This is a genomic window from Actinoplanes sp. NPDC048791 (assembly GCF_040650095.1).
GTDB lineage: Bacteria > Actinomycetota > Actinomycetes > Mycobacteriales > Micromonosporaceae > Actinoplanes.
In genome coordinates this window covers 1-14,600 of sequence record NZ_JBEZGQ010000014.1, presented here as the reverse complement: position 1 = coordinate 14,600, position 14,600 = coordinate 1, and the positions used below count along the sequence as shown (strand labels likewise).

11 protein-coding genes are annotated in these 14,600 nt (G+C 71.5%); all 11 read left to right on the top strand.

All coding sequences use genetic code 11. The features are described from left to right. The first annotated feature begins 18 nt into the window (after nt 1-18). Nucleotides 19-555: a VanZ family protein gene (locus AB0C29_RS02710; protein ID WP_360814298.1), complete on the top strand. Its 537-nt coding sequence runs from the start codon at nt 19-21 to the stop codon at nt 553-555. Nucleotides 556-591: 36 nt separating this feature from the next. After that, the gene (locus AB0C29_RS02705; protein ID WP_360814296.1) at nt 592-2,352 is read left to right on the top strand and encodes an HSP90 family protein; all 1,761 of its coding nucleotides are present in this window, start codon (nt 592-594) and stop codon (nt 2,350-2,352) included. Further along, nucleotides 2,349-5,210: a tetratricopeptide repeat protein gene (locus AB0C29_RS02700; RefSeq protein WP_360814294.1), complete on the top strand. Its 2,862-nt coding sequence runs from the start codon at nt 2,349-2,351 to the stop codon at nt 5,208-5,210. The genes AB0C29_RS02705 and AB0C29_RS02700 overlap by 4 nt, the downstream gene beginning before the upstream one ends. A gap of 52 nt (nt 5,211-5,262) precedes the next feature. Further along, entirely contained in the window at nt 5,263-5,865 is a 603-nt protein-coding gene (locus AB0C29_RS02695; RefSeq protein ID WP_360814292.1) for a helix-turn-helix domain-containing protein, read from the top strand. Between the two features lie 78 nt (nt 5,866-5,943). Further along, nucleotides 5,944-7,305 carry a biotin carboxylase N-terminal domain-containing protein gene (locus AB0C29_RS02690; protein ID WP_360814290.1) on the top strand — a complete coding sequence of 454 codons (1,362 nt, stop codon included), beginning with the start codon at nt 5,944-5,946 and terminating at the stop codon, nt 7,303-7,305. Between the two features lie 5 nt (nt 7,306-7,310). Continuing rightward, nucleotides 7,311-8,189, top strand: coding sequence for a hydroxymethylglutaryl-CoA lyase (locus AB0C29_RS02685; RefSeq protein ID WP_360814288.1), 879 nt, complete (start codon nt 7,311-7,313; stop codon nt 8,187-8,189). 188 nt (nt 8,190-8,377) lie between these two features. Continuing rightward, a complete protein-coding gene (locus AB0C29_RS02680) occupies nt 8,378-9,469 on the top strand; it encodes a hypothetical protein (RefSeq protein ID WP_360814286.1) in 1,092 nt (363 codons plus the stop codon). Between the two features lie 291 nt (nt 9,470-9,760). Then, nucleotides 9,761-11,032: a chaplin family protein gene (locus AB0C29_RS02675; RefSeq protein ID WP_360814284.1), complete on the top strand. Its 1,272-nt coding sequence runs from the start codon at nt 9,761-9,763 to the stop codon at nt 11,030-11,032. Nucleotides 11,033-11,248: 216 nt separating this feature from the next. After that, nucleotides 11,249-12,775 (top strand): acyl-CoA carboxylase subunit beta, encoded by a 1,527-nt coding sequence (locus AB0C29_RS02670; RefSeq protein WP_360814282.1) that lies wholly within the window; start codon nt 11,249-11,251, stop codon nt 12,773-12,775. Nucleotides 12,776-12,787: 12 nt separating this feature from the next. Continuing rightward, nucleotides 12,788-13,945 (top strand): acyl-CoA dehydrogenase family protein, encoded by a 1,158-nt coding sequence (locus AB0C29_RS02665; protein WP_360814280.1) that lies wholly within the window; start codon nt 12,788-12,790, stop codon nt 13,943-13,945. 113 nt (nt 13,946-14,058) lie between these two features. Continuing rightward, a partial coding sequence (locus AB0C29_RS02660) for an XRE family transcriptional regulator (protein WP_360814278.1) occupies nt 14,059-14,600 on the top strand: 542 nt, incomplete at its 3' end.

The window sequence follows — 14,600 nt, the reverse complement described above, 5'->3', positions numbered from 1 at the left end:
CCGCCTAGATTCGGCGGCATGGGAGCAGCCTGGCGGGATCACAGCGCCACGATCATCGCCACGCTGCTGCTCCTACCGCTGGCCGGCGTTGTCGCGTACCGGTGGCGGCGCCGGAGCCGGTCCCGGCGCGACGCTCTCGCCGAGGTCGGTCTGCTCTGCTGGACCCTGCCGTTCCTCGGCATGCTCTTCACCCCGCAGGCCACGCCGCGGTCGATCGACCTCGTGCCGCTGCACGACCTGCCGTCCTGGTTCTCCGGCGATCCGGGCACGGCGGTCGCGCAGTTCGCCGGCAACCTGGCCGTCCTGGCCGGGGTCGGTTTCTTCCTGCCGGTCCGGTTCGGCTGGGCCGCCTCGCTGCCGCGCATCCTGGCGATCGCCGCGGTCAGCGCGGTCGTGATCGAGGCCCTGCAGTGGGTGCTGGCCATCGGCCGGGTCTCCAGCGTGGACGACGTGATCGTCAACACGGCCGGTGCGGTGCTCGCGGCCGCCTGTTCGGGCCGGTGGTGGGTCACGGAAAAGGCGGACACCGAAGGTCAGATCGTGCCGGTACCCTGAGCGCCTCAGCGCCGACGGGGAGGGCGACGAACCGACGTGAGCAACACCTTTCAGGTCGACCTACGGGGCATCGTCGACCTGCTCAGCCATCACCTCTATGCCAGCCCGCGGGTCTACGTGCGCGAGCTCCTGCAGAACGCGGTCGACGCGATCACCGCGGTGCGGCAGGACGAGACCGCTGCCACCGCGCGGATCAGCATCGAGTCCGCCGGCACGACCGGTGACGGCAGCCTGCGCATCGCCGACAACGGCATCGGTCTCACCGAGGCGCAGGTGCACGAGCTGCTGGCCACCATCGGCCGCAGCTCCAAGCGCGACGAGCTCGGCTTCGCCCGGCACGAGTTCCTCGGCCAGTTCGGCATCGGCCTGCTCTCCTGCTTCCTGGTCGCCGACGAGATCCGGGTGCACACCCGCCATGCCGACGCCCCGCCGGTGCTGTGGACCGGGTACGCCGACGGTCGCTACGACGTCCGGCCCGGGCCGGAGCGGGAGCCCGGCACGTCGGTGACCCTGATCCCGCGCCGCGGGTCCGAGATGTTCCTGGCCGGCCCGACGGTCACCCAGCTCGCCACCCTCTACGGCTCGCTGCTGCCGGTCGACGTGACGGTGGACGGCACCACCGTCACCGTCGGCGAGGTGCCCTGGGCCGCCGGGCGCCGGGCCGCGATCTCGTACGCGGAACGCACCCTCGGCTTCACCCCGTTCGACGTGATCGAGCTGGACGTGCCCGAGGCCGGGCTCACCGGCGCCGCGTTCGTGCTGCCCACCCCGGTCAATCCGGCCACCCGCGGCGGTCACCGGGTCTACCTCAAGCGCATGCTGCTGGCCGAGGCCGTCGAGGGCCTGCTGCCGGAGTGGGCCTTCTTCGCCCGCTGTGTGGTCGACAGCACCGAGCTGCGCCCGACCGCCAGCCGCGAGGCCCTCTACGACGACAGTCTGCTGGTCGCCACCCGCGAGGCCATCGCCGACCAGCTGCGCGGCTGGCTGGTCCGGCTCGCGTCGACCGACCCGCGCCGGCTGGCCGAGTTCCTGCGCATCCACCACCTCGGGGTCAAGGCGCTCGCCCTGCACGACGACGAGATGCTGCGCCTGGTCGAGCAGTGGTGGCCGATGGAGACCAACACCGGCCAGATGACCCTGGCCGAGTTCCGCACCCGGCACGGCCTCATCCGGTACGCGGCCACCACCGACGAGTTCCGCCAGCTGGCGGCCGTGGCCGCGGCCCAGGACGTGGGGCTGATCAACGGCGGCTACACCTACGACGCCGAGATCATCGAGCGGTTGCCGCAGCTCGACCGGGCCATCAAGGTCGAGCGGCTGGAGCCGACCGACCTGGCGACCCGCTTCGACGCCCTGGACGCCGCCACCGAGCTGCGGCTGCGCCCGTTCCTGTCGGCCGCCCAGCGCCGGCTCGACCGGCTCGGCTGCGAGGTGGTGGTGCGCACATTCGAGCCGGCCAACCTGCCCGCCCTCTATCTGGTCAGCCGCGCGGCGCACTTCCACGAGGAGTTCACCGCCACCCGGGAGAAGGCCGACGAGCTGTGGGGCGGCGTGCTCGACGCGCTCGCCGACAGCGACCCGCCGGACCGTCCGCAGCTGGTCCTCAACCACCGCAACCCGCTGGTCCGCCGGGTCACCGCGATCGGCGACGCCGACCTGACCGCGCTGGCCGTCGAGGCCCTGTACGGCCAGGCCCTGCTGCTCGGCTACCACCCGATCCGGCCCGCGGACGCGGCTCTGCTCAACACGTCGTTCCTCGGCCTGCTGGGCCGGGCGGTCCCGGGGGAGGCGTCGTGAGCCGGTCCGCCGAGGAGCTGTGGGGGCTGCTCCAGGAGGCCCACCGGATGCCGTACGGGGCCGCGCAGATCGCCGTCATCGAGCAGGTCATCCGGCACGCCGACGCGCTCGGCGACCGTGAGCTGGGCTATCAGGCGCGCATCCTGGCCACGACGGCGTACACGTACGGCGGTGAGGTCGCGAAGTCGTTCGTCACGTTCTCCTGGTGCCTGAGCGACTTCGACCGCGACCCGGCGCCCTTCCACGCCCGCACCGAGCAGGACCTGCTGTGGCATTTCAAGTACATGGTGTCGGCGCTGACCAAGTTCCCCGAGGTGCCGCTGGCCCGCACGTACGCGGTGCTGGACGACATGGAACGCCGTTACCTGGAGGCCGGCCACAGCCTGCAGGCGGTCCACAAGCACCGGTACGTGGTGGCCCGGCACGTCGGCCTGGAGGACGAGGCCGACCGGCTCTACGAGCGGTGGAACACGACGCCCCGCGACGATCTCTCCGACTGCGCCGGCTGTGACCCGTCGGCGCAGGTCACCTATCTCTCCAGCCGCGGCCGCGACGAGGAGGCGGTGGCTCTGGCCGAGCCGGTGCTGGCCGGGCGGCTGAGCTGCACCGAGCAGCCGCAGACCATCCTCAGCGGCCTGATGGTGCCGTATCTTCGCACCGGCCGGCTGGAGGAGGCCGCGGACGCCCACCGCCGGTCGTACAGGTTGATGCGCGGCAACCTCGCCGACCTGTGGGAGATCGGTGACCACATCGCGTTCTGCGCGCGGACGGGCAACGAGAACCGCGGGCTGGAGATCCTGCAACGGCACATCGACTGGCTGGAGCGGGCGCCGTCCCCGGCCGCGGGCATGAATTTCGCCGCGTCGTCGGCGCTGCTGCTGCGCCGGCTCGTCACCCTGGGCCACGGCAAGACGATCGTGCACCGCCGGGAGAAGGACGACGTCACGGCCGAGGATCTCGCCGAGGAGCTGGCGGCGTTCGCCACCGCGCTGTCGCTGCGTTTCGACGCGCGCAACGGCACCACGGCGCAGAGCCGGCTGATCGCCGCGGAGATCGCCGCGCAGCCCTACGACGTGGTCCTGCCGTTGTCCGCGTCCGCCCGGCGACGTCCGGCTCCCGCACCGCAGCCGGTGCCCAGGCCCGCCCAGCCGGTCGAGATCCCGGCCGACGCCGACGCCGACACGTTGCTCGGCCTGGCCGAGGAGCACGAGCTGCAGGACCGTGACGACGAGGCCGACGCGGTCCTGGCCGTGTACGACGCCAAGTTCGGCAAGGGTGAGGACGTGGTGGCCGCCGCCGACGGTGATCCCGCGGTGATGCAGCGCGCGGCCCGTCGGGCGATGTTGCTCGGTAGTCAGCTGTGGCGGGCCGATGACCAGGACGGCACTGCGGTTGTGTGGCGCCGGGCGATCGACCTGTTCGCCGCCGCCGGCTCGGAGGGTGACGCCTCGGTGGCCCGGGGCCGGCTCGGCGTCTCGGTGGCGCTGGCCGGGCGTCCCGACGAGGGCCGGACGCTGATCGAGCCGGACACCGCCTATCAGGAGGAGCACGGTGATGCCCGGCAGCGGGCGGCCGCCTGGTCCCGGCTGGCGCTGATCAACCTGGTTCAGGACCGCCCCGAGGAGGCCAACGCGGCGCACGACCGGTCGGAGCAGGCCGCCGCCGAGACCGACGATCCGCGCCTGCGGGCCTTCTATCTGGCCCGGCGCGCTTCGAACCGGGCCGCTGCCGGTCGTCACGAGGAGGCCCTGGCGGCGGCGGCCGAGGCGCGCGCCTACTTCCAGGAGCACGGTCCGGCTCTGCGGCTGGCCGACGCCGCCGCCCTGTTCGGCCAGCTCACCTCCGATCCGGGGGAGGCCGCCGAGGCGTTCGGTGAGGTGCTGGCCGCGGGCGAGCCGGCCGCCGCACTGACGGCGCGGCTCGGCCGGGGACGGGCTCTGGTCCACCTCGACCGGCCCAGTGAGGCGATCGACGATCTGGTCGAGGCCGTCGCGCTCTGCGCCGAGCAGGACCTGGACGAGGGTGGCGCCTTCATCCGGCAGGAGCTCGCGGACGCGTACCGGCAGGCCGGAAGGATCGTGGAGGCGGCCGAGGTCGCCGAGGAGGCCCTCGCGGGGCTCGAACGGCTCGGCCACGACGAGGCCGCCGACAACACCCGGTTCCTGCTGGCCGGGCTCTACCGCCAGCTCGGTGACAACACCGGCTCGCTCGCGCTCTACGAGGAACTGGTCGGGCGGCTGGCCGACAATCCGGCCGGCCGTGGTCAGATCCGGGAGAACGCCGGGGACCTGTTGTTCCGGCTGGACCGTGACGCCGAGGCCGCGGAGTGGTTCGGTGCCGGGGCCGAGGATCTGCGGGTGGCCGGCGATCCGCTCGGTGAGCTGCGGTTGCTGCGCCGCCGGGTGATGGCTCTGCACTGGGCGGACGACGTGGCGGCGGCCGAGGAGACCTACCGGCTGGCCGAGCGCAAGCACGCCGGCCTGCCCGCCGAGGTGGGCGAGGAGCCGGGCGCGGTGTGGGAGCGGGCGATGCTCGGCTTCGAGATGGCCCGGCTGCTGCTGGCCCGGGGCCGTGCGGCCGAAGCTGTGCCGTACGTCACCGATGCGCCGGAGCGGCTGCGGGAGGTGGGCTCGGCCGGCGAGGCGGACCAGGTCGCGACGCTGCTGGGCGAGGCGCTGCTGCGGGCCGGGCATCCGCAGCAGGCCGAGGATCTGCTCTGGCCGGTGCTCGGGGAGATGGCCCAGGACGCGCCGCAACGGCAGGTCACGGCCCGGGTGCTGGCCGAGGCGCTGGAGGCCGGAGGCAACCTGGAGCAGGCCGCGCGGCTGCGCCGTACCGAAGGGGTGGAGGAGGACTAATCGGCTGAACGGCCGTTAAGGCTTCGGCTTGACAGCGGGTTAGAGTTGCCAGGTGACGGTAGATCAGCAGCAGCGTCCGGGCCCGCCGGCCCCCCGCCGGCGCTCGCGCCGGGACGAGATCCTCGAGATCGCGGTCGGCCTCTTCGCCGCACGCGGATATCACGGTGTCTCGATGGATGACATCGGCTCCGCCGCCGGCGTGACCGGCCCGGCCCTCTATCACCACTTCGCCGGTAAAGAGGCCATGCTCGTGGCCGCGCTCATCCCGGTCAGCGAGGGCCTGCTGCACGGCGGCCAGGAACGCGTCGGCCGGCACCAGCAGGACGCGCACGCCGCACTCACCGACCTGATCGAGTTCCACGTGGAGTTCGCGCTGGCCAATCCGGCGGTCATCGCCCTGCACCTGCACGAGCTGGACCGCCTCCCCGAGGAGCCGCGCCGGCAGATCCGCCGCCTCCAGCGCCTGTACGTCGAGGAGTGGGTCACCGTGCTGGCCACGCTGCGCCCCGAGCTGGAGCCGGCGGAGGCCCGGGTGCTGGCCCACTCCGCGTTCGGCCTGATGAACTCGACGCCGTTCCTCGGTGGTGAGGTCGATCGCCGCCGCCGGGCCGTGCTGCTGCGCGAGGCGACGGTGCACGCCCTCATCGGCCGCTGACCCGCGGGTCGCGGAAAGCCCGGCACTGCGAGTGGCCGGCCGCCGAGACGGCCGGGAAGCACGAGGGAAAAGAGCGAGATGATCGAGTCGCTGCTCATCGCCAACCGGGGCGAGATCGCCCGCCGGATCATCCGGACCGCCCGGCGGCTGGGGATCCGGTCGATCGCGGTCTACTCGGAGGCGGACGCGGGGATGCCGTTCGTCGCCGAGGCGGACGAGGCGGTGTGCGTGGGACCGGCGAACCCGGCCCAGAGCTACCGCAACACCGAGGCGATCCTGGAGGCCGCCAAGTCGACCGGGGCGCAGGCCGTGCACCCCGGCTACGGCTTCCTGAGCGAGAACGCCGAGTTCGCCCGTACGGTCGAGGCCAACGGCCTGGTGTGGGTCGGACCGTCCGCGGACGCGATCACCGCGATGGGCGACAAGATCAACGCCCGCAACCTGATGGCGGCGGCCGGTGTCCCGGTCGCGCCGGGCACGCACGATCCGGCCGCGACCGTGGAGGCCGCGATCGAGGCGGCCGCGGAGATCGGCTATCCGGTGATGGTCAAGGCCGCCGCCGGTGGTGGCGGCATGGGCATGGCGGTCGCCGAGGACGAGGACGGCCTGCGCACCGAGTACGACAAGGTCCGCGCCTTCGCCGAGCGGATGTTCGGTGACGGCTCGGTGCTGATCGAGCGCTACTTCCCCCGGGTGCGCCACGTCGAGGTGCAGATCCTGGGCCTGGCTGACGGCCGGGTGGTGGCCCTCAGCGAGCGCGAGTGCTCGGTGCAGCGCCGCAACCAGAAGCTCGTCGAGGAGGCCCCCTCCCCGGCGGTGTCACCGGAGCTGCGCGCACGTTTCCTGGCCGCCGCGGTCAAGGCGGGCGAGGCGGTCGGTTACCGCAACGCCGGCACGGTCGAATGCCTGCTCGACCCCGCCACCGGTGAGTTCTTCTTCCTGGAGATGAACACCCGGCTCCAGGTCGAGCACCCGATCACCGAGCTGATCCACGGCATCGACCTGGTCGAGGAGCAGCTGCGGATCGCGTCCGGGGCGGCGCCGACCTTCGATCCGGCGACCATCCACGCCACCACCGGCCACGCCATCGAGCTGCGGATCAACGCGGAGGACCCGAAGCGGTTCCTGCCGGGTCCGGGTCAGGTCACGACCTGGGTGGAGCCCACCGGCGACGGCGTGCGCGTCGACGCCGGCTACGGCCCGGGGACGACGGTCACGCCGTTCTACGACTCGCTGATGGCCAAGCTCATCGTGCTGGGCATCGACCGGGCGGACGCGCTGGCCAAGGCCCGGACCGCGGTGGCCGGCTTCGAGATCGCCGGCCCCAAGCACAACCTGCCGTTCTTCGCCGAGCTGCTGGAGAACGACGAGTTCCTGTCCGGCGACTACGACACCGGCATCGTCGCCCGGATGCGCCCGGCCAAGGTCAAGAAGGGGTAGCGCTGATGGACACCGTCTCGATCCGCGAGGTCGCGCCGCGCGACGGCCTGCAGAACGAGGAGCCGATCCCGACCGACAACAAGGTCCGGCTGATCGACGCCCTCTCGGGCACCGGCGTGCGCCGGATCGAGGCGGTGTCCTTCGTGCACCCCAGAGCCATCCCGCAGATGGCCGACGCCGACGAGGTGTGGGCGCGGGCCTGGCACAACCCCGACGTCCGCTACTCCGCGCTGATCCCCAACACCCGCGGCGCCGAGCGGGCGATCGCGGCGGGCTTCCGCGAGATCGAGGTGGTGGTGTCGGCCAGCGACACCCACAACCGGCGCAACCTGAACCGCTCGACCGACGAGTCGCTCGACGACATCACCGGTCTCATCCCGCTGATCCACGCGGCCGGCGCGAAGCTCGAGGTCATCGTGGCCACCAGCTTCGGCTGCCCGTTCGAGGGCGACATCGATCCCAAGCGGGTGGCGTCCATCGTGGAGCGGGTCCGCGCCGACGGCGCCGACCGCATCGCGTTCGGCGACACGACCGGCATGGCGACCCCGCGCCGGGTCCGTGACCTGCTCACCGAGGTACGCCCGGACCTGCTGCACTTCCACAACACCAGGGGTACGGGGCTGGCCAACGTGCTGACCGCCCTGGAACTGGGCGTCACCGAGTTCGACGCGAGCGTGGGCGGGATCGGCGGCTGCCCGTACGCGCCGGGCGCCTCGGGCAACATCGCCACCGAGGAGCTCGTGCACATGCTCGAGGACATGGGCCTCCGCACCGGAATCGACCTGGACAAGCTGATCGCGGTGGCCGAACTCGCCGAGGACCTGCTGGGTCGCACACTCCCGTCGGGTGTTCTTCGGGCCGGGCCGCGCACCAGATTGGTCTGATCCGGATTCTCTTTACCGTTCTTTCGCTTCCGGTGCGACGCGATCAATTTTCCGGAATGCCTGCGTGACCCTCGCTGGGCCGCTTCGTTACCAATACCGAGTGGCCGATATCGCCTTGTTCCTTCGGGCGGGCAGTCGGCCGGAGCAGTAACGAGCCGACGGACAGGGGCAGGACAATGACGGGACGGGTGGTCGAGCGCGATGCGCGTACGGCGTACCGCTCCGCGTCGGTCCGGCCCGCCGGTGTCTCCGCGCTCATGCCGCCCCACAGCCAGGGGGCGGAGCGGCGCAAGGAGCACCGCGCAGGACGCACCGGATCCCGGTGGGGACTGCGTGCACTGGTCGTCGGCGGTCTGGCCGGCGCGGCCTGGCTGCTCACCGGCGCTGCCGCGCACGCCGCGGACCGTGATCCGGCGGGTGAGGGACTCTCCCTCGGCTCGTCGCTGATCGGCTCTGTGGTGCACGGCGAGAACAACAGCGTCCCGGTGGTGGACCGGGTCCTCAAGGCGGCCGTCAAGCCGCTGGAATCCGATCACCACCGACGTCTCGCCGCCGCGGTGGCGCTCCCGGGCAAGCTCGTGGGAACGCCGGCCCCGGCCACTAAGAGCAGCAACGACGCGGATCCCGTCCTGGGCGGGGTGGACAGCGTCGTCCGGGGGTTGACCGCCCCACTTCGCCCTTCCGGTGAAGCGGTGGACACCCGGAAACTCGTCCCGGTCACCGATGTCCGGGAGCCCGAGCCGCCGCGGGCGGGGAGTGCGCCGGCGCTGCCGGTGCGGCACTCCGCGACGCGGGTGAGCGGCTCCGAGGTCTCGGGGACCGACGTCTCCGAGGTGGACGCCGAGCAGTCCGATGAGGACCTGACCGGGGCCGGCGAGATCGTCGCCGACCAGGTCAGCACGGTCGGCGAGGTCGTGGACAGGGACGAGGAGGTACCGGCGGCCGAGCGTCAGCCCGACCGGCGGGACCAGGTGGGAAAGACCGTCGCCCGGCAGCACACCTTCGCTGCCGACCGGCACCGGGCCGCCGCCACGGCGGCCGAGCCGGAGACGGTCAGCGACACACCCGGCGGTGACGGACCCGCGCCTCTGCGGGTGCACCTCGGGGCAGCGAACGGCGTTCCGGCCTCCGGGCCGTCAACTGCGACGGAGGGCGGCTCTGCGGCCTTCCTTCCGGCCAAGGTCGCGGACAGTACGGTGGCGTGCCACCGGCTGCCCATCGCGGCCGACGTCGAGGTCCGGCGCCATGACGCCGAGGCACCGACCGTCTCACCTGACTAGTACCGGCACCGGCCGGCATCTCCGTCACCCGCAGCACCTGGAGCGGATGCGGTGTGCCCGCACCACGGGCCTGATTCCCCAACCGCTTGCGAACAGGCGGCGAATCACCTCGGGGCCCAATATCCGGTACGCCACCGCTCTGCAATGCGTCACTCGTAACGGGCGCACGTCGACAGGCGGGGTCAGGGCAGTCCATGAAAAACGCTCGTGGCACCGCTGCGCCCGAAAGCACCGATCAATTGAATACGCGTCTCACCATTTTCTGACAATTCTGAAAGGCATCTTCTTTTCATGAAGACTTGGGTTCGTAAGACTCTCAGCGTCGGTGTTCTGGCGGCCGGCGCCCTGCTGTTCGCCCCCGGCGCAGCGCAGGCCGACGTCTCGCAGGACAGCTCCGGCAACGTCGGCATCCTCAACGGCACGCAGGTGTTCGCCCCGATCGCCGTGCCGCTGAACGTGGTCGGCAACTCGATCGGCGTGGCCGGCGAGGCCAACTCGGCCGGCTCGGGCATCAACTTCGTCGAGAGCGGCCAGCACCGCAAGCGCGGTGGCAAGGGCGGCGTCTCGCAGAACACCTCCGGCAACTTCGGCATCGCCAACGGGACCCAGGCGTACCTGCCGATCTCCGTGCCGGTGAACGTGGTCGGCAACTCCGCCGCCGTGCTGGGCCTGGCCAACGCTTCCGGCGCCGGTGTGAACCACGTCGAGAGCACCAAGGTCGAGCACGGCAAGGGCAACCGGGGTGGCCGGGGCGGCCGCGGCGCCGACCAGAACTCCTCCGGCAACTTCGGGGTTCTGAACGGCACGCAGGTCTACGCGCCGGTCGACGTCCCGATCAACCTGTGCGGCAACGCGCTCAGCATCCTGGGCCTGGCCCAGTCGCAGGCGGCCTGCGTCAACGGTGACGGTGGCGGCCACCGCCGCGAGTCCACCTCGCAGGACACCTCGGGCAACTACGGGATCGCCAACGGCACCCAGGTCTACGCCCCGATCTCCGCGCCGCTGAACATCGCCGGCAACTCGATCGGTGTCGCCGGCGAGGCCAACTCGGCCGCCGTCGCGAAGAACGAGTCGGCCCGTGGCCACGACTTCTCGCAGGACTCGTCCCGCAACGTGGGCATCCTGAACGGCACGCAGCTCGCGGCGCCGATCAGCATCCCGATCAACGTCTGCGGCAACTCGCTCGCCGTTCTCGGCCTGGCGAACTCGGCGGCGGCGTGCGCCAACGACGTCGACGTCGACGGTGACCGCGGCCACGGCCACGGCCACAAGGGCAACGGCGGCGACAACGGCCACGGCCACAACGGCAACGGTGGCGACAACGGTGGCAAGGACGACGACGACTACGTGGCCGGCGACGACGGCGTCAAGGACGACGGCTACGGCAACAAGGACGACGACGACGTCGCCGGCGACGCCGGCAACCAGGATGACAAGTACGGCAAGCCGGCTCGCAAGAGCACCCAGGAGGCGGGCGCCGTGGACGGCCTCACCCAGAACCTGAGCAACGCGGGTGGCCTGAACGTCGGTGGCCTGAACGTCCTCGACACGCTCGGCAAGTAAGTAGTTGCGATGAGGCCCGGGTCACGCCGGTCCCGGGCGTGACCCGAGCGACGCCCCTGGGCGTCGGGCAGTAAACCGGCGCTCCTCCACAGCGCCGGTCGTACGAAACGGACGGGAGTCCCCGCTACCTGCGGGGGCTCCCGTTCGGCGTGTCTGGTCTCCGTCCCCGGAATGGGTTAGCCTAACGATCGTTCAGGGACGAACGAAGGGGACCAGGTGGCACTCGACCAAGACGCGCTCGCACAGGCGCGCAAGCGGGCGATGGCCGGCGGCGCCGAGCGCTATCACGCCGCCAACGCCGCGAAGGGCAAGCTCTTCGCCCGCGAGCGGATCGCGCTGCTCGTGGACGACGGCTCCTTCGTCGAGGACGGGCTCTACGCCAACAGCCTGGCGGACGGACTGCCCGCGGACGGCGTGATCACCGGAAACGCCCGGATCGACGGGCGCGAGGTGTGCGTGATGGCCAACGACTCGACCGTCAAGGCCGGCTCCTGGGGCGCCCGTACGGTCGAGAAGATCATCCGGATCATCGAGCGGGCGTACGAGTACGGCGTACCCATGGTCTATCTGGTGGATTCCGCGGGCGCGCGGATCACCGACCAGGTCGACCTGTTCCCCGGCCCGCGCGGAGCGGGCAAGATCTTCCACACCCAGGTCCGGGCCTCCGGCTCGATCCCGCAGGTCTGTGCGCTGTTCGGGCCGTCGGCCGCGGGCGGCGCCTACATCCCCGCCTTCTGCGACGTGGTCGCCATGGTCGAGGGCAACGCGAGCATGTACCTCGGCTCCGACCGGATGGTCGAGATGGTCACCGGGGAGAAGACGACGCTCGAGGCGATGGGCGGCGCGCGGGTGCACTGCGCCGAGTCCGGGGTCGGGCACTTCCTCTGCAAGACCGAGCAGGACGCGCTCGACGTGGTCCGCTCGTATCTCTCCTATCTGCCGGCGAACTGGACGCAGCAGCCGCCGGCGGCCGAGGCCCAGGAGCCTGCCGCTGTTGATCTCGCCGCGCTGGTCCCGGTCAGTGAGCGCCAGGCCTTCGACATGCGCCGGTACGTGAAGGGCATCGTCGACAAGGGCTCCTTCTTCGAGATCCACGCGCTGTGGGCCCGCGAGCTGACCGTCGGCTTCGCCCGGCTCGACGGCCAGGTCATCGGCGTGGTCGGCAACAACTCGATGTTCAAGGGCGGCGTGCTGTTCGTCGACTCGGCCGACAAGGCCAGCCGTTTCGTCCAGCTCTGCGACGCCTTCAACGTGCCGCTGCTGTTCCTGTCGGACGTGCCCGGCTTCATGGTCGGCAGCGCGGTCGAGAAGCAGGGCATCATCCGGCACGGCGCCAAGATGATCAGTGCGATCTCCGAGGCCACCGTGCCCAAGATCTGCGTCGTGGTGCGCAAGGCCTACGGCGCCGGCCTGTACGCGATGGCCGGTCCCGGCTTCGACCCCGAGGCGACCATCGCCCTGCCCACCGCCAAGATCGCGGTGATGGGCGCGGAGGCGGCCGTGAACGCCGTCTACGCCAACAAGATCGCGGCGTTGCCCGAGGACGAGCGGGCGGCTTTCGTGGCCGAGCGCCGGGCCGAGTACGAACGCGACATCGACATCCTGCGGCTGGCCAGCGAGCTGGTCATCGACACCATCGTGGAGCCCGCCGACCTGCGCGGCGAGCTCGTCCGCCGGTTCGCCGCCGCGCGCGGCAAGGACCGCGGATTCTCCCGGCGCCGGCACGGCGTCACCCCGGTCTAGAAAGGACCCGTCATGGTTGACTTCCGGCTCAGCGAGGAGCAGGAGGCACTGGTCATCAGCGTGCGGGAGTTCGCCCGCGAGCAGGTGGCGCCGGTCATCGCCGAGCACTACGAGAAGAAGACGTTCCCCTACGAAGTGGTCCGGCAGATGGGCAAGATGGGCCTCTTCGGCCTGCCCTTCGCCGAGGAGCACGGCGGCATGGGCGGCGACTACTTCGCGCTCTGCCTGGCCCTGGAGGAACTGGCCCGGGTCGACAGCAGCGTGGCGATCACCCTGGAGGCGGGCGTCTCGCTGGGTGCGATGCCGATCTACCGCTTCGGTACGGACGCGCAGAAAGCCGAGTGGCTGCCCCGGCTGACCAGCGGTGAAGCGCTCGCCGCGTTCGGGCTGACCGAGCCGGGCACCGGTTCCGACGCCGGCGCCACCACCACCCGCGCGGTGCTCGACGTGCGGACCGACGAGTGGGTGATCAACGGCTCCAAGGCGTTCATCACCAACTCCGGCACCGACATCACCTGCCTGGTCACGGTGATGGCCGCGACCGGCACGAAGGCGGACGGCAGCAAGGAGCTGTCCACCATCATCGTGCCGTCGGGCACTCCCGGCTTCACCGTCGCGCCCGGCTACTCCAAGGTCGGCTGGTGCGCCTCCGACACCCACGAGCTGGCCTTCGACGACGTGCGCGTGCCGGCGGCCAACCTGCTCGGCGAGCGGGGCCGCGGCTTCGCCCAGTTCCTGCGCATCCTGGACGAGGGCCGGATCGCCATCGCGGCGCTGTCGGTCGGCCTGGCCCAGGGCTGCGTCGACGAGTCGGTCAAGTACGCCAAGGAACGGCAGGCGTTCGGCCGGCCGATCGGCAACTACCAGGCCGTCCAGTTCATGATCGCGGACATGGAGATGCGCGCGCACACGGCGCGGATCGCGTACTACGAGGCCGCGGCCCGGATGCTGGCCGGCGAGGACTTCAAGCACCAGGCGGCGCTGGCCAAGCTGTACGCGAGCGAGGCCGCGATGGACAACGCCCGGTACGCGACCCAGGTGCACGGCGGCTACGGCTTCATGAACGAGTCCGCGGTGGGCCGCTTCTACCGCGACGCGAAGATCCTGGAGATCGGTGAGGGTACGTCCGAAGTGCAACGCATGATCATCGCGCGCGGCCTCGGACTATAGATCTTGGACTCCCGGTCGGTTTCTGCGGCAAATCCGACGGCGGGAGCGTCGGTTACTCGACAAATTGCATGCTGAAGTCGGCATCCATCGATCCGGGTGCCTAGGTTCGAGACATGACGTCCGATCACGGGGCGGACCAGGATGGTCCGGGATTCGACGCCGTGCTGCGCAGTTACCGGCTGCGAGCGAAGCTGACCCAGGACGAGCTGGCCGCTCGGGCCGGGGTCGGTGTGCGGACGGTGCGTGACCTCGAACGGGGTCGCGCCTCCCGGCCGCAGCGGACCACGGTGGAACTGCTCGCGGCCGCACTCGGCCTGGCCGGCGCGGACAGGATCGCGTTCCTGGCCGCCGCACGCGGTCAACCGGCCGGTGCGTCCGCGCAGCCGCGCTACGTACGCCTGCCGCCGGCCGGTGATCTGATCGGCCGCGACAGTGATGTCGCCGAGCTGGTCACCCGCCTCGCCCCGGCGCGGGACGACGGACCGCGCGGCGTCACGCTGGTCGGCCTGGCCGGGGTGGGCAAGACCAGCCTCGCGCTCACCGTGGCGCACCGGGTCGCCCCCGCGCATCCGGGAGGGGTCGCCGGCATCGTCGTCACCGACGGCTCCACCACCGGCGAGGTGCTCGGTGGCGTCGCCGCGGTCTTCGGGGTGGG

Bases quoted from the DNA above. Each gene is read 5' to 3' on its own strand.
- AB0C29_RS02710 (WP_360814298.1), top strand. From the start codon at position 19: ATGGGAGCAGCCTGGCGGGATCACAGCGCCACGATCATCGCCACGCTG.
- AB0C29_RS02690 (WP_360814290.1), top strand. From the start codon at position 5,944: ATGATCGAGTCGCTGCTCATCGCCAACCGGGGCGAGATCGCCCGCCGG.
- AB0C29_RS02685 (WP_360814288.1), top strand. From the start codon at position 7,311: ATGGACACCGTCTCGATCCGCGAGGTCGCGCCGCGCGACGGCCTGCAG.
- AB0C29_RS02675 (WP_360814284.1), top strand. From the start codon at position 9,761: ATGAAGACTTGGGTTCGTAAGACTCTCAGCGTCGGTGTTCTGGCGGCC.
- AB0C29_RS02665 (WP_360814280.1), top strand. From the start codon at position 12,788: ATGGTTGACTTCCGGCTCAGCGAGGAGCAGGAGGCACTGGTCATCAGC.